The organism is Sporomusaceae bacterium ACPt (assembly GCA_041428575.1).
Taxonomy (GTDB): domain Bacteria; phylum Bacillota; class Negativicutes; order Sporomusales; family Sporomusaceae; genus Sporomusa_D; species Sporomusa_D carbonis.
The window spans coordinates 2,071,663-2,092,663 of record CP155570.1 but is presented as its reverse complement, the minus strand read 5'-3'; the positions used below and the strand labels follow the sequence as shown (position 1 = coordinate 2,092,663).

At 44.9% G+C, this 21,001-nt stretch carries 20 protein-coding genes; all 20 read left to right on the top strand.

Annotation, left to right across the window (positions count from 1 at the left end):
• Positions 1 to 43 precede the first annotated feature (43 nt).
• The 20 genes from lepA to SCACP_RS10580 all read left to right on the top strand — a co-directional run bounded on the left by lepA (position 44) and on the right by SCACP_RS10580 (position 20,973).
• The gene (lepA, locus tag SCACP_RS10675; RefSeq protein WP_425061380.1) at positions 44 to 1,840 is read left to right on the top strand and encodes a translation elongation factor 4; all 1,797 of its coding nucleotides are present in this window, start codon (positions 44 to 46) and stop codon (positions 1,838 to 1,840) included.
• Between the two features lie 14 nt (positions 1,841 to 1,854).
• The gene (gene hemW, locus SCACP_RS10670) at positions 1,855 to 2,997 is read left to right on the top strand and encodes a radical SAM family heme chaperone HemW (RefSeq protein WP_425057580.1); all 1,143 of its coding nucleotides are present in this window, start codon (positions 1,855 to 1,857) and stop codon (positions 2,995 to 2,997) included.
• A 99-nt stretch (positions 2,998 to 3,096) separates the two neighbouring features.
• Complete coding sequence (gene hrcA, locus SCACP_RS10665) at positions 3,097 to 4,128, top strand: heat-inducible transcriptional repressor HrcA (protein WP_425057579.1); 1,032 nt, start codon at positions 3,097 to 3,099, stop codon at positions 4,126 to 4,128.
• A 14-nt stretch (positions 4,129 to 4,142) separates the two neighbouring features.
• Positions 4,143 to 5,726, top strand: a complete 1,584-nt coding sequence (locus SCACP_RS10660) for a TCP-1/cpn60 chaperonin family protein (protein WP_425057578.1) — start codon at positions 4,143 to 4,145, stop codon at positions 5,724 to 5,726.
• A gap of 20 nt (positions 5,727 to 5,746) precedes the next feature.
• Entirely contained in the window at positions 5,747 to 6,328 is a 582-nt protein-coding gene (gene grpE / locus SCACP_RS10655) for a nucleotide exchange factor GrpE (protein ID WP_425057577.1), read from the top strand.
• 34 nt (positions 6,329 to 6,362) lie between these two features.
• On the top strand, positions 6,363 to 8,204 hold the full coding sequence (gene dnaK, locus SCACP_RS10650; protein ID WP_425057576.1) for a molecular chaperone DnaK: 1,842 nt from the start codon (positions 6,363 to 6,365) through the stop codon (positions 8,202 to 8,204).
• A 20-nt stretch (positions 8,205 to 8,224) separates the two neighbouring features.
• Positions 8,225 to 9,364: a molecular chaperone DnaJ gene (gene dnaJ / locus SCACP_RS10645; protein WP_425057575.1), complete on the top strand. Its 1,140-nt coding sequence runs from the start codon at positions 8,225 to 8,227 to the stop codon at positions 9,362 to 9,364.
• 39 nt (positions 9,365 to 9,403) lie between these two features.
• On the top strand, positions 9,404 to 10,342 hold the full coding sequence (gene prmA, locus SCACP_RS10640; RefSeq protein ID WP_425057574.1) for a 50S ribosomal protein L11 methyltransferase: 939 nt from the start codon (positions 9,404 to 9,406) through the stop codon (positions 10,340 to 10,342).
• A 12-nt stretch (positions 10,343 to 10,354) separates the two neighbouring features.
• The gene (locus SCACP_RS10635; protein WP_425057573.1) at positions 10,355 to 11,092 is read left to right on the top strand and encodes a 16S rRNA (uracil(1498)-N(3))-methyltransferase; all 738 of its coding nucleotides are present in this window, start codon (positions 10,355 to 10,357) and stop codon (positions 11,090 to 11,092) included.
• 2 nt (positions 11,093 to 11,094) lie between these two features.
• A complete protein-coding gene (mtaB, locus tag SCACP_RS10630) occupies positions 11,095 to 12,414 on the top strand; it encodes a tRNA (N(6)-L-threonylcarbamoyladenosine(37)-C(2))-methylthiotransferase MtaB (RefSeq protein ID WP_425057572.1) in 1,320 nt (439 codons plus the stop codon).
• 103 nt (positions 12,415 to 12,517) lie between these two features.
• Positions 12,518 to 12,865 carry a histidine triad nucleotide-binding protein gene (locus SCACP_RS10625; RefSeq protein WP_425057571.1) on the top strand — a complete coding sequence of 116 codons (348 nt, stop codon included), beginning with the start codon at positions 12,518 to 12,520 and terminating at the stop codon, positions 12,863 to 12,865.
• 96 nt (positions 12,866 to 12,961) lie between these two features.
• Positions 12,962 to 13,138, top strand: coding sequence for a 30S ribosomal protein S21 (rpsU, locus tag SCACP_RS10620; RefSeq protein WP_021167731.1), 177 nt, complete (start codon positions 12,962 to 12,964; stop codon positions 13,136 to 13,138).
• A 22-nt stretch (positions 13,139 to 13,160) separates the two neighbouring features.
• Complete coding sequence (locus SCACP_RS10615) at positions 13,161 to 13,610, top strand: GatB/YqeY domain-containing protein (RefSeq protein ID WP_425057570.1); 450 nt, start codon at positions 13,161 to 13,163, stop codon at positions 13,608 to 13,610.
• A 478-nt stretch (positions 13,611 to 14,088) separates the two neighbouring features.
• A complete protein-coding gene (locus SCACP_RS10610) occupies positions 14,089 to 15,387 on the top strand; it encodes an NfeD family protein (RefSeq protein ID WP_425057569.1) in 1,299 nt (432 codons plus the stop codon).
• A gap of 28 nt (positions 15,388 to 15,415) precedes the next feature.
• Positions 15,416 to 16,417 (top strand): flotillin-like protein FloA, encoded by a 1,002-nt coding sequence (gene floA / locus SCACP_RS10605; RefSeq protein ID WP_425057568.1) that lies wholly within the window; start codon positions 15,416 to 15,418, stop codon positions 16,415 to 16,417.
• Between the two features lie 12 nt (positions 16,418 to 16,429).
• Positions 16,430 to 16,819 carry a hypothetical protein gene (locus SCACP_RS10600; RefSeq protein ID WP_425057567.1) on the top strand — a complete coding sequence of 130 codons (390 nt, stop codon included), beginning with the start codon at positions 16,430 to 16,432 and terminating at the stop codon, positions 16,817 to 16,819.
• A 127-nt stretch (positions 16,820 to 16,946) separates the two neighbouring features.
• Entirely contained in the window at positions 16,947 to 18,449 is a 1,503-nt protein-coding gene (locus SCACP_RS10595) for an ATP-binding protein (protein WP_425057566.1), read from the top strand.
• 69 nt (positions 18,450 to 18,518) lie between these two features.
• Entirely contained in the window at positions 18,519 to 18,794 is a 276-nt protein-coding gene (yqfC, locus tag SCACP_RS10590) for a sporulation protein YqfC (protein WP_425057565.1), read from the top strand.
• Positions 18,784 to 19,998 carry a sporulation protein YqfD gene (yqfD, locus tag SCACP_RS10585; RefSeq protein WP_425057564.1) on the top strand — a complete coding sequence of 405 codons (1,215 nt, stop codon included), beginning with the start codon at positions 18,784 to 18,786 and terminating at the stop codon, positions 19,996 to 19,998. Before yqfC ends, yqfD begins: the two co-directional genes overlap by 11 nt.
• Positions 19,999 to 20,022: 24 nt before the next feature.
• Positions 20,023 to 20,973: a PhoH family protein gene (locus SCACP_RS10580; protein WP_425061285.1), complete on the top strand. Its 951-nt coding sequence runs from the start codon at positions 20,023 to 20,025 to the stop codon at positions 20,971 to 20,973.
• Positions 20,974 to 21,001 lie beyond the last annotated feature (28 nt).

Here is a 21,001-nt window from a genome sequence, read left to right as displayed (position 1 = left end):
TATGTAAAAAACCAGTATTATGCCAGGGAGGAGCCCCAGTTTGATGGATACAGGACATATTCGTAATTTTTCTATTATTGCCCACATTGACCACGGCAAGTCGACACTTGCAGATCGGTTATTGGAGTATACAGGCGCTCTCTCTGCCCGCGAGATGGAAGACCAGGTTTTAGACCAAATGGAACTTGAGCGCGAGCGTGGCATTACTATCAAGGCTCAGGCTGTCCGGTTAACTTATACAGCCAAAAATGGCGAAACGTACATGCTCAATCTTATTGATACACCGGGGCATGTTGACTTTACTTATGAGGTTTCCCGAAGTTTGGCCGCATGTGAAGGCGCTCTCCTGGTGGTGGATGCTGCTCAAGGTATTGAAGCTCAGACATTAGCTAATGTTTACTTGGCACTTGAGCATAACCTGGAGATAATTCCGGTAATTAATAAAATTGATTTGCCGAGTGCTGAGCCTGAGCGGGTTAAGAATGAGATTGAGGATGTTATTGGTTTAGATACATCTGACGCGGTATTAGCCAGCGCAAAAACCGGTATTGGCATTGAGGATATTTTGGAGGCTATAGTCCGGAAAGTGCCGCCTCCTGCCGGTAAAGCCGACGAACCGCTGAGTGCGCTTATTTTTGATTCTCACTTTGATTCATACAAAGGCGTAATTGCCTACGTTCGGGTTATGAACGGCAGAATCACGCCTGGTATGAAGATAAAAATGATGGCCACTAATAAAATTTTTGATGTAACTGAAGTTGGCGTATTCAGGCCCTACCTTGCCAATATCAACGAATTAGGGCCGGGTCAGGTCGGATTTATCGCAGCAAGTATAAAAAATGTCAAAGACACGCGAGTGGGTGACACCATTACCAGTGCTGACCGCCCGGTCGCTGAACCGTTGCCTGGCTATCGCAAAATTACCCCAATGGTATATTGCGGTCTTTATCCGGTTGACAGCGCTGATTATGAAAACCTTCGCGACGCACTGGAGAAATTGCAGCTTAATGATGCGTCACTGGTATATGAACCGGAAACGTCAATCGCCCTTGGCTTTGGGTTCCGTTGCGGCTTCCTGGGACTTTTACATATGGATGTTATCCAGGAACGGTTGGAGCGCGAGTATAATCTAACGCTAATTACCACGGCGCCCAGTGTAATTTACCGTGTGTTTAAAACAAACGGGGAAGTAATCGAGATTGAGAACCCGTCAAAGTTGCCGACAACCCAAGAAATTGATCACATTGAAGAGCCGTATGTCAAAGCTACGGTAATTGTTCCTAACGATTATGTCGGGGCTGTTATGGAACTGTCCCAGGACAAACGCGGCGAATTTAAAGATATGAAGTATCTGGACGTCAACCGGGTAATGCTGACATACCACTTACCGCTTAGTGAGATAATCTTTGATTATTTTGATCGCTTAAAATCATCGACGCGCGGTTATGCCTCACTTGATTATGAATTACTGGGCTACCAAACTTCAGCCCTTGTAAAGCTGGATATACTGCTGAACAGTGAGCCGGTTGACGCCCTTAGCGTGATTGTCCACCGTGACCGGGCAACGCCGCGTGGCCGGCAACTTGTTGAAAAACTTAAAGAGATTATTCCCCGTCAAATGTTTGAAATTCCTATCCAGGCCGCTATCGGCAGCAAAGTGATTGCCCGGGAGACTGTGCGGGCCATGCGCAAGGACGTGCTTGCCAAGTGCTATGGCGGTGACATCACCCGAAAACGCAAACTGTTAGAAAAACAAAAAGAGGGTAAAAAACGAATGAAACAAGTAGGTAGCGTAGAGGTTCCACAAGAGGCTTTTATGGCTATTTTAAAAATGGATTAACCTGGTAGAGCGCTATGAGTAATCTTGGTCTATATGTTCATATCCCATTTTGCCGGCAAAAATGCTTGTATTGTGACTTTACTTCCTATCCGGGAGCCGAACATCTATTCATAGCTTATACTACCGCCTTGTGTCAGCAAATAGCTGATCAGGGCGGTATGTTGTGTAAACCGGCAGTTGATACAATATATATTGGCGGCGGTACGCCCAGCCTGTTGCCGGTTCATCTGATAGAACAGATATTATCCAGCATCGATGACAATTTTACCATTGTCTCAGGGGCAGAAATCAGCATGGAGGCTAATCCCGGCACAGTAAATAAAGACCAGTTGGCTGCTTTAAAAATTGCCGGAGTCAACAGATTGAGTTTCGGTGTGCAGTCATTTAACAATAGTCTACTTGCGCGCCTGGGGCGAATTCATCAAGCCGCTGATGCCCTTGTTGCAGTAGAATGTGCGTTTAATGCGGGATTTAACAATATCAGCATTGATCTGATGTACGGTTTACCGGGACAAACGCCCGATGGTTTTGCCTGGGAACTTGAGCAGGCTGTGGCGTTAAAGATTAACCATATTTCGGTATATGGCCTTAAACTTGAAGAAGGTACTCCGCTAGCTACAGCGTATGACCAAGGATTCATCATACTACCTGATGAGGCTGCAGACGAAGCCATGTATGATTTAATGACCGAATTTTTGCCTTTGCAGGGCTTAGGCCGGTATGAGATATCAAACTTTGCCCGGCCGGGCAGTGAATGCCGTCATAATCTTAAATACTGGCGGTATCAGCCATATTTAGGATTAGGTACTGCCGCTCATTCATTCTTAAATGGTGAGAGATCAGCGGCTGTATCTGGAATTAAGGAATATATCGATGCCCTATCGTCAGGCAGTTCACCGGTAGTCATGCGGGAAAAAGTAAGTAAGGCTGAGGCTATGGCAGAATACACATTCTTGGCGCTGCGTACCACCTACGGATTGGTATTTTCCGATTTTGCCCGGTATTTTGCCACTGATTTTTGTCAACATTTCCGCAGTATATTAGTCAGTCTCCAGCAGCAAAAACTGCTGGACATGAATAATGAACGGGTCTGGCTGACTGGTAGAGGCATGAAGTTTGGTAATGTGGTATTTAGTAGTTTTTTGCCTGATGGGTGAAATACCTTTATATCTTGACATTAAACCCAATGAGTGGTATTTTTTTAGTAGGTGTTAGCACTCGTTTAGTATGAGTGCTAACAATAGGAGGTGGAGTCAGTGTTGGATGAACGGAAACGCCAAATTTTACAAGCTATTATTGATGACTATATATCCACTGCTGAACCGGTTGGGTCGCGGACTATCGCGCGTAAATACAATCTGGGGATTAGTCCGGCTACCGTCCGTAATGAAATGGCAGATTTGGAGTTATTAGGTTATTTGGAGCAACCGCATACTTCTGCAGGCAGAATACCATCGGTCAAAGGTTACCGGTTCTATGTTGACTGTCTGTTGGCCCCACCACAGATTTCTGATCGGGATATTGCAATCATCGACAATTGGTACCAGACTAAAGCGCGCCGAATTGAAGAAGTTTTTCAGGAAACAGTTAAAATTCTGTCGCGAATAACACGGAATGTATCAATGGTGCTTGCACCGCAATTAACCCAGTGTACTTTTAAATATCTTCAGTTTTTGCCGCTTGACGAACGCCGGTCGATTATTGTCATTGTCACCGATACTGGATTGGTAGAAAATAAAATTATTGAAATACCGGAAGGGCTCAGCCATGAAGATTTAATCCGGGTGGCTAACGCTATAAATTCCCGGCTTGGCGGTTTAACTGTCGACCGGATTACTATGGCAGTCCTTGAAGATATTCAAAATGCTATACTGCCTGATCCTAAATTGTTTGAGCGGGCAGTTTTGCTGCTTAAGCAGGCTCTTACTGTCGAAAAAAACGAAAAAGTCTATCTTAGCGGTACTACACAAATGCTAAACCAGCCCGAATTTAGGGATGTGGATAAAGTCAAAGATCTGTTAACAATGCTTGAAGAGGACAAATTGTTATGCGATATTCTACATATGGCCGATAGTGACGGTGTAGTGGTTACTATTGGTCAGGAGAATAAATATACCGGCATCCATGACTGCAGTGTTGTTCAGGCCACCTACCGCATTGACGGCCAGGTGGTGGGAACTGTTGCCGTGCTTGGCCCGACTCGGATGGAATATGGTAAAACCATGGCGGTACTTAAGTTTATGCAGCGCCATTTAGGAGAAATCCTGAAAAAGTACAAGGTGTTATAGATGGGGGGAAATACATGAATCTGAAGCAAGCTGGCAGCGGCGCTGATGTTGATGAACGTTTGGCGGCGCTGCTAACTAATGCCAACGCGGTGCGGGCAATTACCGCCGCTGTTGAAGGCACTATCGGCCCTAAGGGGTTAGATACAATGCTCGTTGACCGTTTTGGCGAAGTAATTATTACTAATGACGGTGTAACCATCCTAGATAAGATGGATGTCAATCACCCGGCCGCTAAAATGCTGATAAACACTGCTAAAGCTCAGCAAGCGGAAGTGGGAGACGGTACCACAACTACCACAATCATGGCCGGCAGCCTGGTCTCAGAAGGTGTAAACCAAGTGATGCGCGGCGTTCCGGTGGCAAGGGTAATTGAAGGCATAAAATATGGCGTGTCTAAGGTTTTGGAAGGTGTTAAGGAACGGGCCCGCACTATTACCGAAGTTAATGACCCGATACTTCGGAATATTGCTATGATTGCCGGCAGGGAACACGAGGACATCGCAGATTTGGTTGTGGAAGCCGCTAGACTTATTGGTGTAGAAAAGCTCAACGAATATAATTTTAAGTTGTCGGAGATTATCACCGCTGAAGCCGGTGCTAATAATGAAGTGTTCATGGGGGTAATTGTTGATCAGGAGCGCATGACGCAAGAAATGCCTGAAGTAATAACCGGCGCAAAATTACTGCTCATAGATGATGCCCTTGAACCGGAAGAGATTGAAGATGAAGCATTAAGCACCGAAGCAGGATTTAAACGTTACATCGAGCTCCAGGATGAATTTAAAAATAATCTCCAAAAGATTGTCGATCTTGGTGTCAATGTTGTTATGATTGACCGGGGAGTACACAGTACTGCTGAAGAGATTCTAACTGACGCCAATGTGATGGTCATTCAGCGCGTATCGTCCAAAGATTTGCGTCGAGTGGCCGATCATACCGGAGCGCGCATGATAAAACGCACCGGTCTTAAGAAAGAAACGGCAGATATTGAAAAGTACCTGGGAACTGCTGAAAAAGTTTATCAGGATGAAAAGCTGGAACAAGTGCGTGTAATTGGCGGCGGCGGTAAGCCTATGGCCACAATTCTGGTAGGGGCGGCCACCGAAGAGGTAGTAGGTGAACGCGAACGCATCGCTAAAGATGCTGCTTCCAGTGTTCAGGCAGCTGTCAAAGGCGGCTATGTTCCGGGGGGCGGTTCCATTGAAATTGCTATGGCCCGGGAAGTAGGCAAATACCGGGAAAATCTTAAAGGCATGGCCGCCTATGGCCTTGATTGTGTAGCTAACGCCCTTAAGCAACCGTTGTCGCAAATAGTGGAAAATGCCGGCTTTAATCCACTTGAGAAGGTGGAAGAAGTTGTTACTGCTCAGTTGGCCCAAAGTCGTGATTCATTGGGCATAGACTGTGACACCGGTGAAGTAGCCGATATGTTAGACCGGGGAGTAATTGACCCTGTTCCAGTAAAACTTCATGCCATAAAGGCGGCCGGAGAGGTGGCTGTGGCCATACTACGCATTGACACGATCATTAAGAAAAAAGAAGAGGGGGCAAATGCCCAAAAGGCAGGCGGCGGCGATAATGGCATGCCTGACTTTTAACAAATACGGAGGTGGGTTTGGTGGCAGATAAAGAACAAGAACAGGTGCAGGCGGAAGTAAACCAGGAAAATATGCAAACAGAAACTGACTCGACAGAAACTGCTGCTAGTGATAATCAAGAAGCATGCTTTAACCTGGAAGATGTAAACCAATTTGTGACCGCTTTGGCTGAAAAGAGCCGGTTGCTGGACGAGATGACTGACCGCTATAAACGGCTGCAGGCTGATTTTGACAATTTCCGGCGGCGTACACGGCAGGAAAAGGAAGAGTTATCAGCAGTTGTTGCTGAAAGGATTATTTCTGAGCTTCTGCCTGTTGTCGATAATTTTGAACGGGCGCTTGGCAGTGCTGCAACCGATGTAAATAATTTGTCAACAGGTGTGCAAATGATCTTCCGTCAGCTTAATAGTGTTCTTAGCAAATTGGGGGTAGAACCAATTAATGCTGTAGGAACTAATTTTGATCCCGCCCAACATGAAGCGGTAATGAGGGTTGAAGATGTCAGTCAGCCTGACGGCATGATTATTGAAGAACTGCAAAAGGGTTACCGCATTAACGGGCGGGTAATTCGTCCCAGCATGGTAAAAGTAGTGGGAAATTAGCAATATTTATTTTTTATTAAGGAGGAAATTAATTATGGCAAAAGTTATTGGTATTGACCTTGGCACTACCAACTCAGTAGTGGCTGTAATGGAAGGCGGCGAGCCTGTTGTTATTCCAAATCCGGAAGGTAGCAGATTGACTCCTTCGGTTGTAGGTTTTTCTAAAAACGGTGAGCGTTTGGTTGGACAAATTGCCAAGCGGCAAGCGGTATCCAATCCTGACGGTACTGTTATCTCGATCAAACGCCATATGGGTACTGACTATAAAGTAAAGATCGACGGCAAAGACTATACCCCTCAGGAAATCTCAGCCATGATTCTGCAAAAACTAAAATCTGATGCCGAAGCTTACCTGGGTGAAAAAGTAACCCAGGCTGTTATTACTGTTCCTGCTTATTTCAGTGACAGCCAACGCCAGGCAACTAAAGATGCTGGCGCTATCGCCGGTCTGGAAGTGCTCCGCATTATCAACGAGCCAACAGCTGCTGCTTTGGCTTATGGTATGGATAAAGGGAATGACCACACTATTTTGGTTTTTGACCTAGGTGGCGGTACTTTTGATGTGTCCATTCTTGAATTGGGCGATGGCGTGTTTGAGGTAAAAGCCACTAGCGGCAATAACCGGTTGGGTGGCGATGATTTTGACGAGCGTATAATGAAATGGTTGATAGCCGAGTTCAAAAAAGAAAACGGCATTGATCTTTCAAACGACCGCATGGCAATGCAAAGACTGAAAGAGGCTGCAGAAAAAGCTAAGATTGAACTATCAGGCGTATTGACCACCAATATTAACCTGCCGTTTATTACTGCTGATCAAACTGGTCCAAAGCACCTTGATCTTAATTTGACTCGCGCCAAATTTGAAGAGCTGACAGCCGACCTTGTGGAAGCTACTATGGGACCAACCCGTCAGGCGCTCGACGATGCTGGACTGTCGCCAAAAGACATTGATAAAGTTATTCTTGTTGGCGGTTCTACCCGTATTCCGGCTGTTCAGGAAGCAATTAAGAAATTCCTGGGCAAAGAGCCGCATAAAGGCGTAAACCCTGATGAATGCGTGGCTGTAGGTGCTGCTATTCAAGCCGGTGTACTTGTCGGTGAAGTAAAGGATGTTCTGCTCTTGGACGTTACGCCGCTGTCTTTGGGGATCGAGACTCTGGGCGGGGTATTTACCAAGATTATTGAACGTAATACTACAATTCCTACTTCTAAGAGTCAGATATTCTCAACTGCTGCTGATAACCAGCCATCGGTTGATATACATGTTCTTCAAGGCGAACGGGAAATGGCGTCTTATAATAAGACTCTGGGACGATTCGAACTGTCCGGAATTCCGCCTGCTCCCCGGGGAGTGCCGCGCATAGAAGTTACTTTCGATATTGATGCCAATGGTATTGTCCATGTTTCGGCAAAAGACTTAGGAACCGGTAAAGAGCAAAAGATTACCATCACTTCTTCCAGCGGTCTTTCCAAAGATGAGGTTGAACGTATGGTCAAAGAAGCTGAATCTCATGCTGCTGAAGATAAAAAACGTAAAGAAGAAGTCGAAGTCCGCAACAATGCCGACTCTTTGGTATATAATGCAGAGAAGACCATTAAAGAATTTGGCGATAAGGCTGATAAGGCACTGGTCGAAAAAGTCCAGCAAGCTGCCAATACGCTCAAAGAGTCTTTAAAAGGCAGCGATATCGAAAAAATTAAGGCTGATACCGAAGCGCTTACTAAACCGCTTTATGAATTGTCAGCTGCTATGTATCAAGCCAATGCTCAGGCTGAAGGAACCCAGCAAAGCGGCCCGCAAGGTCAGCAAGGCGCTCCCCATGACGAAAAAGTAGTTGATGCTGAATATAAAGTGGTGGACGAAGATAAGAAATAATTTTTTTGGGATGGTGTGAAGTGAGTAAGCGAGACTATTATGAAGTGCTAGGCGTAGCCAAGACGGCGTCTGAGGACGAAATAAAAAAGGCGTACCGCAAGTTGGCCCGCAAGTACCATCCTGACGTTAACCGCGATAACCCCAAGGAAGCCGAGGAAAAGTTCAAAGAAGTCAATGAAGCTTATGAAGTTCTGTCTAATGCCGAGCGCCGGGCGCAGTATGACCAATTTGGTCATGCTGCGTTTGATGCCGCTAATGGCGGTGGTGGCTTTGGCGGCTTTGGCGCTGGTGGCGGGTTTTCGGATATATTTGATATGTTTTTCGGCCAGGCCGGTTTTGGTTTCGGTGGTGGCCGGCATGCCGGACCTGAACGGGGCGCCGATTTGCGGTATGACATGGAGATAAGCTTTGAAGAGGCAGCTTTTGGCCTTGAAACTGAAATCCAGGTACCACGTACCGAAGATTGCAGTATATGCCAAGGTTCAGGCTCAGCGCCTGGTACTCATCCTGAGACGTGCCCGGATTGCCGGGGCACAGGTCAGGTTCAAGTGACGCAAAATACTCCTTTTGGCCGGATGGTCAATGTCAGGACGTGTGAACGCTGTCGCGGGGAAGGCAAAATTATAAGGACGCCATGTAAAGAATGTAACGGCCGGGGTAAAATCCGGGTTAAACGTAAGATTAAAATTAAAATTCCGGCTGGTGTTGACAACGGTTCACGGCTCAGGGTGGCTCATGAAGGAGAAGCTGGGCAGCGTGGCGGCCCTCCCGGGGATTTATATGTTTATCTTTTCGTAAAACAGCATAAACTGTTTACACGTGAAGGTAATGATGTTATTTGCGAAGTACCGATTAATTTTGTGCAGGCCGCACTAGGCGCTGAAATAGATGTGCCGACACTTGACGGTAAGGTTAAACTTAAAGTGCCTGAAGGTACGCAAACCGGCACAGTATTTCGTATCAAGGATAAAGGCATTCCGCATTTACGCGGTCATGGGCGTGGCGACCAGCATGTGCGCGTTAAGATAATAACCCCCAAGAAACTTACCGACCGCCAAAAAGAGCTGTTACAGGAGTTTGCGAAAGCCGGCGGTGTTGAACCTACTTCTGAGGAAAAAGGATTTTTTAAAAAATTTAAAGACGCTTTTGGCGTTGTATAGCTATAGGCTATTATTACGAAGTTTAAGGGGCGATGGCGCGTGAAATGGGCTGAAATCAGCATTCAAACCTCCCATGAAGCTACTGAAGCGGTGGCCGATATTTTCCATGATCTGGGCGCAAGCGGGGTAGTGATTGAAGATCCCGAACTTATTAATACTTATCGGCGCTCCGGAAGCTGGGACTATTGCGACATCCCCGTGGAACAAGAGACTGAAGTTGTAACCATCAAAGCTTATTTGCCTGTTGACGAATTACTTGATGACAAACTGCGTTTATTTGAGGAACGGATTAACAACTTGCAGGAACATAACCTTGATAAAGGCCGTGGCGCTATAAACTGGCGGGAGGTGCAGGAAGAGGACTGGGCATCATCCTGGAAAGAATATTTTCATCCGGTGCGGGTTGGTGAACATATTGTTATTAAGCCGTCATGGGAAGAGTATTTGCCTGTTGAAGGTGATATAATCATCGAACTGGACCCGGGAATGGCATTTGGCACCGGTACTCACCATACTACTGCCATGTGTATACGCTGCCTGGAAGATGTTATCCGGCCAGGCAATATTGTTTTTGACGTTGGCACAGGTTCAGGCATACTGGCTGTTGCCGCCGCCAAACTGGGGGCGGCTCAAGTGCATGCTGTTGACCTTGACCCAGTGGCCGTGCGTGTAGCTAAGGAGAACGTCACCTTCAATAATGTGACAGTAAATGTTAAAGTTGCTCAGGGAGATCTTTTAACAGGTGTAGATGGCAAGGCTGATGTTATAGTGGCAAACATCATTGCTGACATAATAATAAAGATGTTACCTGACGTTAAGACCCGTCTGACAGATGATGGTCTGTTTATTGCCAGCGGCATTATTGCTGAGCGCTTAAGTGATGTTACCGCAGCAATCATTGACAACGGACTAATGATTGATAAAGTCATTGAAGAAGGCGGCTGGGTGGCCATTGTGGCCGGCAGCGGCAGCCGCTAAGGAGGCGCTTACATGCGCCGTTTCTTTATAAATGCGCCTATTACCGGCAATATGGTCATTAGTGGTGCTGACGCCCGCCATATCTCCTGTGTGCTTAGATTAAACACCGGTGATATTTTACTGGTGTCTGGGCATGACGGACAATCCGGGAGGGCTGAAATAACCAAAGCAAAGCCGGAAGAAGTGCAGCTTAGGCTGTTGGAACTTGTTGATGATAGGACAGAGCCGTCTATTGCTGTGTGGCTGGTTCAGGGATTAGCTAAAGGTGAAAAAATGGATTTTATTGTGCAGAAGGCGGTTGAACTGGGCATACACGGTATCATTCCGGCTGCTCTTGAACATTGTGTTGTGCGTTATGACCTGTCTAAACAGGCTGATAAAGTGGCCCGCTGGCAAAAGATAGCCCGTGAGGCAGCCAAGCAGTGCGGCCGGTCCCATGTTCCTAAAATATATCCTGTAAGCCGTTTGGCTGATGTGTTTGCGAACGGCGAGTTTAATGATGTGACAAAAATTATGCTATATGAGGGACAAGCAGCGCAGGGCTTAAAACAGGCCCTCACCAGCCGCGGCAGTCAGACGTATCTCTTGTTTATTGGCCCAGAAGGTGGTTTCAGTCCTGAAGAAGTGCGGTTATGTCAGGAACATGGCGTTCAGATTGTTACCATGGGGCCGCGGATTCTACGTACTGAAACAGCTGCTTTAGCTGCTTTGACTGCTGTTATGTATGAATGTGGCGATTTGGGGGGCTAGTTATGCCGCAAGTTGCGTTTACAACACTAGGCTGCAAAGTAAATCAGTTTGAGACCGAAGTAATGGAAGGCCTGTTTAAAGCTGGCGGTTATGAAGTAGTAGATTTTGATGAACGGGCTGACATCTATGTTATTAATACTTGTTCAGTTACTAACTTAGGGGAAAAAAAATCCCGCCAGCTCATTAGACGGGCCAACCGGCAGAATCCTAATGCCATAATTGCCGTTGCTGGCTGCTATTCCCAGGTATCTCCTGATCAAGTAGCGAAAATTCCCGGAGTTGACGTTATTGTCGGCACTCAGGACAGGGGACGTATTGTTGAACTGGTAGAAGAAGTTGCCAATACCAGCCGGAAAGTGAAAATTAACGCTGTTACTGATATAATGCAGGCTAAAGAGTTTGAGGACATTCCTCTATTTTCTATTCCGGGCCGGACTAGAGCATTTCTTAAAATCCAAGAGGGATGTACGAATTTTTGTACATACTGTATTATCCCTTATGCCCGCGGCCCTTTGCGGTCAAGGTCACTGCCCAGTATTGCCGCCGAGACGGCAAAACTGGTAGCTGCCGGGTTCACTGAGATTGTCTTGACAGGTATTCATCTGGGTGCTTACGGGCGTGATTTGACTCATGGTAGCAAGGCAGTTACGCTTGTTGATGCTGTACAAACCGTATTATCCGCTGGTGGTAATGGACTATTGCGCCTCAGATTAGGGTCGTTGGAATCGGTTGAAGTGTCGGACCGGTTAATTGCTCTGATGCAAACAGATCAACGCTTATGTCCACACCTTCATTTACCGCTCCAGTCGGGTGATGACAGAGTTTTAAAAGCCATGAACAGGCATTATACAACCGAGCAGTACCAGGCATTAATCACCGGTATAAAAACATCCGTACCGGGAATTGCCATTACTACTGATATTATTGCGGGTTTTCCCGGGGAAACGGACGAAATGTTTGAAAGCACACTTGCTTTTGTCAATAAAATGGATTTTGCCAGAATTCATATATTTCCCTATTCACGCCGAACAGGAACGCCGGCTGCCGGGTTTGCCGGGCAAGTACCGGAACAAGAAAAAAAGCGGCGGGCGCAAAGCTTGCAGCAGATAGCCGACCGACAGACTGAAGAATTTCACAAATCATTTATCGGTCAAAAACTTGATGTGTTGTTTGAGACAACCGAAGCGGCGGGAATAGTATCAGGGTTAACCGGAAATTATATTCGTGTTTACACTGATACAATCCAGGACAGCTTTGGCCAAATTCGTTCCGTTAAACTGGAACGATTATATCAGGATGGCCTTTGGGGGATTAGTGTTTGAATAAATTTCTTATTTAGCATAATTTAGGCAGGAATTTGCATAATTAGGCAGAATATTTTAAAGTACAAGTGTATATTACTATCTACTGCGGAGGGGTGCGCCTATGCAGCAAGACTGTATATTCTGTAAGATTGCAGCAAAAGACATACCGGTAAATGCTATTTATGAGGATGAACACCTTATTGCGTTTCCGGACATCAATCCAGTTGCCCCTGTTCATCTGTTGGTTATACCTAAAAAACATATTGCTAATATTCTTGAAGCAAAGCCGGAAGATACCGCGTTACTTGGTCATATAATGGCGGCAATCCCCAAGGTAGCGGCAGTTGCCGGCTTAGCGGAAGACGGATTTCGTGTAGTAATCAACACTAAAGATAATGGCGGACAGACTGTCTATCATTTGCATTTTCACATATTAGGTGGCCGTTTTATGACTTGGCCTCCAGGTTAATATTGACAATATTCAGCGTTTTAGTGTATAATAATTAGGTGTATGTTATTCAAGTACACTTCCTCGTAATGGTTCTAGTGGAGGGAGGGAGATCAGATGTCTGAAGTAAAAGTAGGCAAAAATGAAACGCTTGACAGCGCACTCCGCCGGTTCAAGCGTACCTGCCAAAAAGCCGGGGTTCTTGCGGAAGTTAGAAAACGCGAGCATTATGAGAAACCCAGCGTAAAGCGCAAGAAGAAATCCGAAGCAGCGCGTAAACGTAAGTTTAACTAGTTTCGGAGGTATCAATTTTTTAATGTCTATCAAAGACCGGTTAACTGAAGATATGAAGCAGGCCATGAAAGACAAAGAAGCTGGTAAATTACGGCTTTCGGTCATCAGAATGGTGCGTGCCAGTATCAAAAACGTAGAGATTGACAGGAAGAAGGAACTGTCCGAAGAGGAGGTTCTTGATGTACTGGCTAAAGAAGTCAAAATGCGCCGGGATTCGATTGAAGAGTTTAATAAGGGCAACCGTCCTGATTTAGTAGCAACTCTTGAACAAGAAATCGACATTCTGATGCAATACCTTCCTCAGCAATTAAGTGAACAAGAAGTGCGCGAGTTGGTGGCTGAAGCTGTTAAAGCAACTCAGGCTGCTAGCGCCAAAGATATGGGCAAGGTTATGGCTGTATTGATGCCAAAGGTTAAAGGCCGTGCTGACGGTAAAATGGTAAATAGTGTTGTGCGCGAATTTTTAAATTGAGTAGGACAACAGATTTAAATCCGGCGTTAATAACGCCGGATTTTGGTTTATAAGTAATAAAAAATAATAAGACAAGCAACAGCTTGTCTTATTATATAGAGTGAAGCTATGGTTTTTCAGTTGTTATAGCGAAAAAATGCTGCAATGATGAGTGAAAAGCGTAGTACGTTTACTATAGTGGTCGTGTTTCATCTATTGCTGCGGCTGTTGGTGAGAAAGCACTAAGATTATTACGGTAAATAAATGTCAACAAGTGTTATCATTTAGCTATGAATGTGATGTGACTTGTAGTATTTGAGCTTCACTTCAACTATATTAAGACAATAACATACACGAATCGACAAGTCAAGGCTTTAACATAAAGTGTTAATTTTCAAACTTTCGACACATGCATAGTAATGACAAAACCAGGAATGAAGGCAATTGCTGGCGAATACACTAATAATAATAGGCATGTGAATAAATTAGGGGTGAGCGAATGCGGCACAAAAAATTATATAAAGCGGCGTTTTTTTTAGTATTATTGACATGCATACTTATTACTGCGGACAAGCCGGTAAAAGCTCAAAGCGGCCCGGTACTGGCCATTTCTATCAAAGGTGAGATTAATAGTGGTCAGGCTGCGCTTGTGCATCGGGCTATGGCTGATGCCGGCAGCAAACAAGCGCAGGCAGTGATCGTTGAAATCGACACATTTGGCGGTTTGGTGGACGCTGCTGTAAGTATTCGTGATATGATAATCAATTCGCCGGTGCCAACCATCTGTTATATTAAAAACCGCGCCTGGTCAGCCGGTGCACTCATAGCGATATCTCACAGACATATTGCCATAGCACCAGGGGGAAGTATTGGCGCAGCCGAACCAATACCTACTACCGAAAAAACTGTTGCCGCTTTGAAAGCCGAGTTTGCGTCGACGGCAAACCAGACCGGCCGTAACCCGCAAGTGGCTGAAGCCATGGTGGATAAATCGCTTGGTTTTCCCGGATACGCTGAACCAGGTCAAATATTGGCGTTAACTGATTATCAGGCCACTAAAGTCGGTTATGCCGATATCGTTGCTCCGGACAGAGAGGCAGTATTGGCGCAATTTAACCTAGCCGGAGCCGAAATCATTGATTATGTGCCAGGATGGCAGGAGAAGCTGGCCGGCGGGCTGTCTGACCCTACTGTCAAGTCATTTCTGATGTCTATTATTTTTTTAGCGGTATTAACTGAAATTAAAACTGCCGGATTGGGTGTGGCGGCTCTTATTGGTCTGGTAGCCGCACTGCTGTTCTTTGGTAGCCAGTGGCAGACAGGCATCGCCGGCTGGCTGGAAATTATCCTGTTTGTGGGCGGTATCCTTTTAGTGCTTGTTGAACTTTATACTCCGGGCGCAGGTGTTTTTGGAATTAGCGGTGTTATTGCCATATTTTTCAGCCTATTTTGGACTCTTGGCGCCAACGCCGCTGCTTTTAACATGTTGGCAGTCAGCTTAGTTGCTGCCATTATCTTGTTTTTGGCACTGGTCAGGTACTTGCCGTCAAGTAAACTTTGGGCACGCCTGATATTAAAAGATGCTGAGACTAAGAGCGCCGGTTTCAGCAGCAGCCAAGACTACAGTATATATGTTGACCAGATAGGAACAACTCTCACTGGGCTTAGACCTGCCGGAACAATAATTATCGACGGCGTTCAACTTGATGTGGTGTCTGAGGGACAATTTATCGAGCCCAATAAATTGGTTAAGGTGGTGAATGTAAGCGGTAATCGTATTGTTGTACGTCCAGTCTGAATATCTAATAAAATTTAGGAGGTAATATATGTCAGCTTTAATTGGTAGTGTGTTTTTTATTTTTTTGGTGTTAGTTGTAATCGGTGTTTTTCTCCATTTTGTACCCCTCGGACTTTGGATTTCAGCGCTGGCCGCCGGTGTAAACGTCGGCATTTTTACCCTTGTAGGCATGCGCTTAAGGCGCGTACCGCCGAGCCAGATTGTACTCCCGCTAATTAAAGCTAATAAGGCCGGCCTTAATGTAAATGTTAACCAGCTTGAAGCCCATTACCTGGCCGGTGGCAATGTTGACCGCGTGATTGACGCATTAATTGCCGCTCACCGCGCCGAAATTCCGCTACCGTTTGAACGGTCGGCAGCTATTGATCTGGCCGGACGGAATGTTCTCGAAGCGGTGCAAATGAGTGTTAACCCCAAAGTTATCGAGACACCGTTTGTTTCAGCAGTAGCCAAAAACGGTATTGAGCTCAAGGTTAAAGCGCGAGTTACCGTTAGAGCCAATATCGACCGTCTGGTTGGCGGTGCAGGCGAAGCAACTATCCTGGCCCGTGTTGGTGAAGGTGTTGTTACGACTGTAGGTTCAACTGATGACCATAAAGAAGTATTGGCAAACCCTGACCACATTTCGCGTACGGTGCTTACCAAAGGTCTGGATTCAGGCACTGCGTTTGAAATCCTGTCAATTGATATTGCCGACGTTGATGTTGGCCGCAATATTGGTGCTGAACTAATGACCGACCAGGCTGAAGCCGAAAAACGTATTGCCCAAGCCAAGGCGGAGGAGCGGCGGGCTATGGCTGTGGCAAAAGAACAGGAAATGCGCGCTTTTACCCAAGAAATGCAAGCTAAAGTCGTCGAATCTCAGGCTGAAGTACCCAAAGCTCTTGCGGTAGCATTAAAAGAGGGGCGTATGGGCGTTATGGATTATTATAATATGAATAATGTTCTCGCAGATACTCAGATGCGGGAAACAATTGCTAAATCAGGTCCGGTAGATGCTGGTCCTAAAACAGATGAACGTCCAAAATAGGCTGGTGAAACTATGGAAGGATTAATTCCGTTGTTGTTAATGCTGGTGCTGTATCTTGTGCCTGAGCTGTTAAAACGCCGAAAGCAGCCCGAAGAATATAAATACCCGGAAATTCCAGACAAGCCGCTGCCGCCATCAGACATTTCGTCAACAGATGTGAAAATAAAGGCTATTCCTCAAGAAACAGTGTTTGAGCAGGCACCTGAGCCAAAAAATATTTGGCCGGTAATACCGAAAGCGCCTGTTGTTATGCCTTCAACTGGTAATGTGCCGAAAATTACAGATTCTGTTTCCCCTTGGCAGGGAAAACTTTCGCCGCAGATGGTGCAGAACGGGCTGATTTTTGCAGAAATTATCCAACCGCCGCGTGCATACAGGCCTATTTGGCGACGTTCAAAATAGGTTGCAGGATATATCACAAATGTAAAGCTTAAACAGGGAAAATAACCCCTGTTTTATTTTTTTGTTTTCGTGCACACTAAAATCACCAATAAATATTCCTAAATTAAGAATTAAGGGGGCAAAACATATGTCACAATATAAAGGCCGCCTTACTTATGCAAAAGGCACCTATATGGAATTTGTCGTTGCTCCTAACCAGGATGTTGACTTTGGTGATATTTTAGTTGTTGAAGGAAAAAATGGTGACCGGTTTTATATTCGCGCTTATGACTTTAAAATTAAATCCCGTTGGTCAGGTATGAATGGTGTTAGCTATTTGATGAGCAAACTTGATGAAAACGGACAGGTAGCTAACCAAGAAGAACTTGATTTTTATTTAGGCGGTAACCATACTGTTAAAATAGGAATTGCTGAACAGCTTTGTTATGCTGATGATCATGGCCGGTTATTTAATCCCAAAACTTGTCCTGACTTTTTTTGTGAAGTTCGCGGGCTGGGAACTGATGATACCGCTTTACTGAATGAAATGAAAGGCGACCTCGAAATCGGCTATCTAAAGAGCGGCCGTGAAGTGTTAAAATTACCTGTCGGCATATTTGGTTCTAAAGCGATTACTGAACACATCGGAATTTTTGGAACTACCGGTTCAGGCAAAAGCAATCTTGTAAAAGTACTTTCCAGTTCGATCATTGACAGTGGTAACTATGGGCTGCTGATATTTGACGTACACAACGAATATTATCGTGATTTATCAATGCACCCGAAAGTAAATGATCGCTTGGTTGTTTATAATACCAATCCCGAGAATACTGCAAGCAAGCTTGCAGTAAACTACAATGAATTTGAGCCTGAAGACATTACAGCCTGTGCTACTTTTACTGAGCCGCAACTGGATGCTATTTACAAATTATCTTCGGTTTGGCAGGACCGATGGATGGATTATGTATTAAAATATGATGCCGAAGATATCATCGATGAAATAGCCGGTTGTACCGGACAGAAATTTCAGTCACGTACAATCAGCAAAATAAAAAGCATTTGTTGGAACTTAAAGCAAGAACTTAATATTGGAGAAGAAGCAGTTAACTCTGCCGGTATTACTGCTATCGGCCAAATGCTCAGGGAATTGGAACAAGGCAAAGTAGTCTTAGTAGAACTCAAGAATATCTCACCGGTTGGTGAACAGGCGTTATCGACTTTGCTGTCGAAAAAATTGTTGTTGCATTATGCCAATAAATCTGAATCCGAACGTGGTGAAATCAAGCCTGTGTTAATTGTGCTGGAGGAAGCTCATAGGTTTCTAGGTAAAAAAGAACAAAGTACGCAAAACGTCTTTGCCCGTCTGGTTAGCGAAGCACGGAAATTTAACATTGGCCTATGTGTTGTCGACCAGCAGCCCCGGCTACTGGCTGATAAAGTCTTGTCTCAGCTAAATACTTTATTTATACTGGGTCTTGCTTCGAAATCAGACCGTGCCAAACTTGAAGCCATGTGCCGCAAAGACATTTTGCAGCAGCGGAATGAAATAAAAAATCTTGATTGTGGCGAAATGATTGTGGCCACTAACTATATGCGTTTTGCCGCTCCGGTAAAAGTTCATAAATTTGACGAATATTTATCCCGCATGTAATTAATCCCCTTCTCATGTACTATTTGGCCTGTTCTCAGGCATACATTTGTATATGAGGGGGGATTTGTCATGCTGCGCCGTAAAAGAAATTTGCAGTCATTGGCCGGATTGCTTGAAATACCGCAGGATATTGTGCTTGATTTGCCGAGAATAACCATGCTTGGTAACAAACAACTGCTTATTGAAAACCATAAAGGGATTATTGAATATACCCCTTCACTTGTCCGAATTAAGCTTAATCAAGGCGAATTATTTATTCAGGGTAGCGACCTGACGCTAGGGAACCTGCAAGCAGAGCAAATTCTAGTCGAAGGCGTGGTGCAGGAGGTCAAGTATGACGTTTAATACCAAATATCTGCGCGGCGCTGTAAAAATCCGGATAAGCGGATTGATGCCTGAACGGTTTATTAATCTTTGTATTGCTGAGCAAATTTTATTGTGGGGCATAACTAAAAAGGATGAATATTTAATTGCCTGGATTGGTCTTGACGACTATTTTAGAATACGTCCGCTAGTTGTACGTAGCCGTACTAAAGTAAAAGCTATAGCCCACTTTGGTTTGCCTTTTGCTGTAAAACGTATTAAACGCCGGAAAATGCTGGTAGCCGGAGGTGTTTTATTTATAATTTTACTAAATATCCTGTCTTCGTATGTTTGGTTTGTGGATATTACCGGATTAAAAAATATATCTGAGGAAGAGATAAAAGCTATAGCCAGCCAGTATGGCCTTAAGCCGGGAGCAGTAAAAGACAACGTTAATATCAAATCTATTGAACGGGAAATATTATTAAATGTTCCGCAAGCAGCGTGGGTAGGCATAAATTTTACAGGCACCCGCGCTGTTATTGAAGTAGTTGAAAAAACAGTGCCTAAACAGGAAGACAAGGCACCGGCGCACATCATCGCCAGAAAAGACGGTGTTATTACTGAAATAATTGCCTTAGCCGGACAACCGGCGGTTAAAAATGATGATACTGTTAAAAAGGGCGATTTGCTCATTAAAGGGGTTAGACCTGAGCCGGTACCCACTGTTAACGAAGGGCAACCGCCGGTCATCGATGCGCCCCGGGAATTTATCAGAGCCAAAGGTATAATTAAGGCACGGGTATGGTATGAAGGTTATGCCGAAGCAGAGCTCACCCGGACCATTGCTACCCGTACGGGTAACCGGCAAATGTCAGTAGTTCTAAAAATTGGCAATCGCGAGATAACGCTCAAACCAATGCCAACCCAGTTATTTCAAGAGTTCCAAACAGAGATTATACATAAACAACTGCCTTTATGGAGGAATAGCGGTTTTATTGTCGAATCATCTATTACAATATATCATGAAACAAATTTAAGTCAGTTGGACAAATCTTTCGAGGAAGCGCGCGATGAGGCCCAAAGTAAGGCGATGCAGATGGTGCAAAATACTATACCGGAGACAGCCCAAATATTGTCACGCAATTATGAACTGTTAAAAACTCCGGAGCAGAATCTTGTCAGAGTCAAAATAAATGTTGAAACAATTGAAGATATTGGGGAAACTATAAACATTTCTCAATAATTGAATTAGGGGGCATCGTTTAATTTGGAGAAGCGGATTACCTTTACTGATACTAATGAGGCAATAGCAATTTTAGGAAGGAACGACGAGTATTTAAGATTAATTAGTGAGCAATTTACCAGCCGGATAACGGCAAGGGGCACTGAGGTAATTTTGGATGGGGAAACCGGAGAAATTGATAAACTAGCTAAGCTGTTCAACGAACTGATTTATTTGTACCGTGAGGGCAATCCGGTAACCAGCCATGATGTACGGTATAGTATTCGCATGATTCTTGAAGGTCAAGCCGATTTTCTCCACCAAATGTTTGCAGATACCGTTCTGGTTACTGCAAAAGGCCGTCATATCAAGCCGAAAACTTTGGGGCAAAGCCAATATTTGGATGCCATTCGTCGTAATTATATTACCTTTGGAATAGGTCCGGCAGGAACTGGGAAAACTTATCTTGCTGTTGCTATGGCAGCATTTTCCTTAAAAAGTAAGCAGGTTGAAAGAATAATTTTGACTCGGCCGGCGGTAGAGGCCGGAGAAAAGCTTGGTTTTCTGCCTGGCGACCTGCAGGAAAAGGTCGACCCGTATTTAAGACCTCTATATGATGCTATGTATGACATTATGGGTACAGAGACTGTGCAGAAATATATGAGTAAAAACATTATTGAGGTAGCGCCTCTAGCCTATATGCGGGGACGAACCCTTGAAGATTCTTTTATTATATTAGACGAAGCACAGAATACCACGGTTGAGCAAATGAAAATGTTTTTGACCAGAATGGGTTTTGGTTCAAAAATGGTTATAAATGGTGACATAACACAGATAGATTTGCCGCCAGGAATTAAGTCAGGGCTTAAACATGCCCAAGCTGTGCTGGCGAATGTTCCTGGGATTGCGTTACTTACTTTAAATGAAAGCGATGTAGTAAGACATGAGATAGTCAGCCGAATCATCAAGGCTTTTGAGCAGTACGGCCAAGCATAAAAACTACCTGTAATGGAGTTGAAAACAG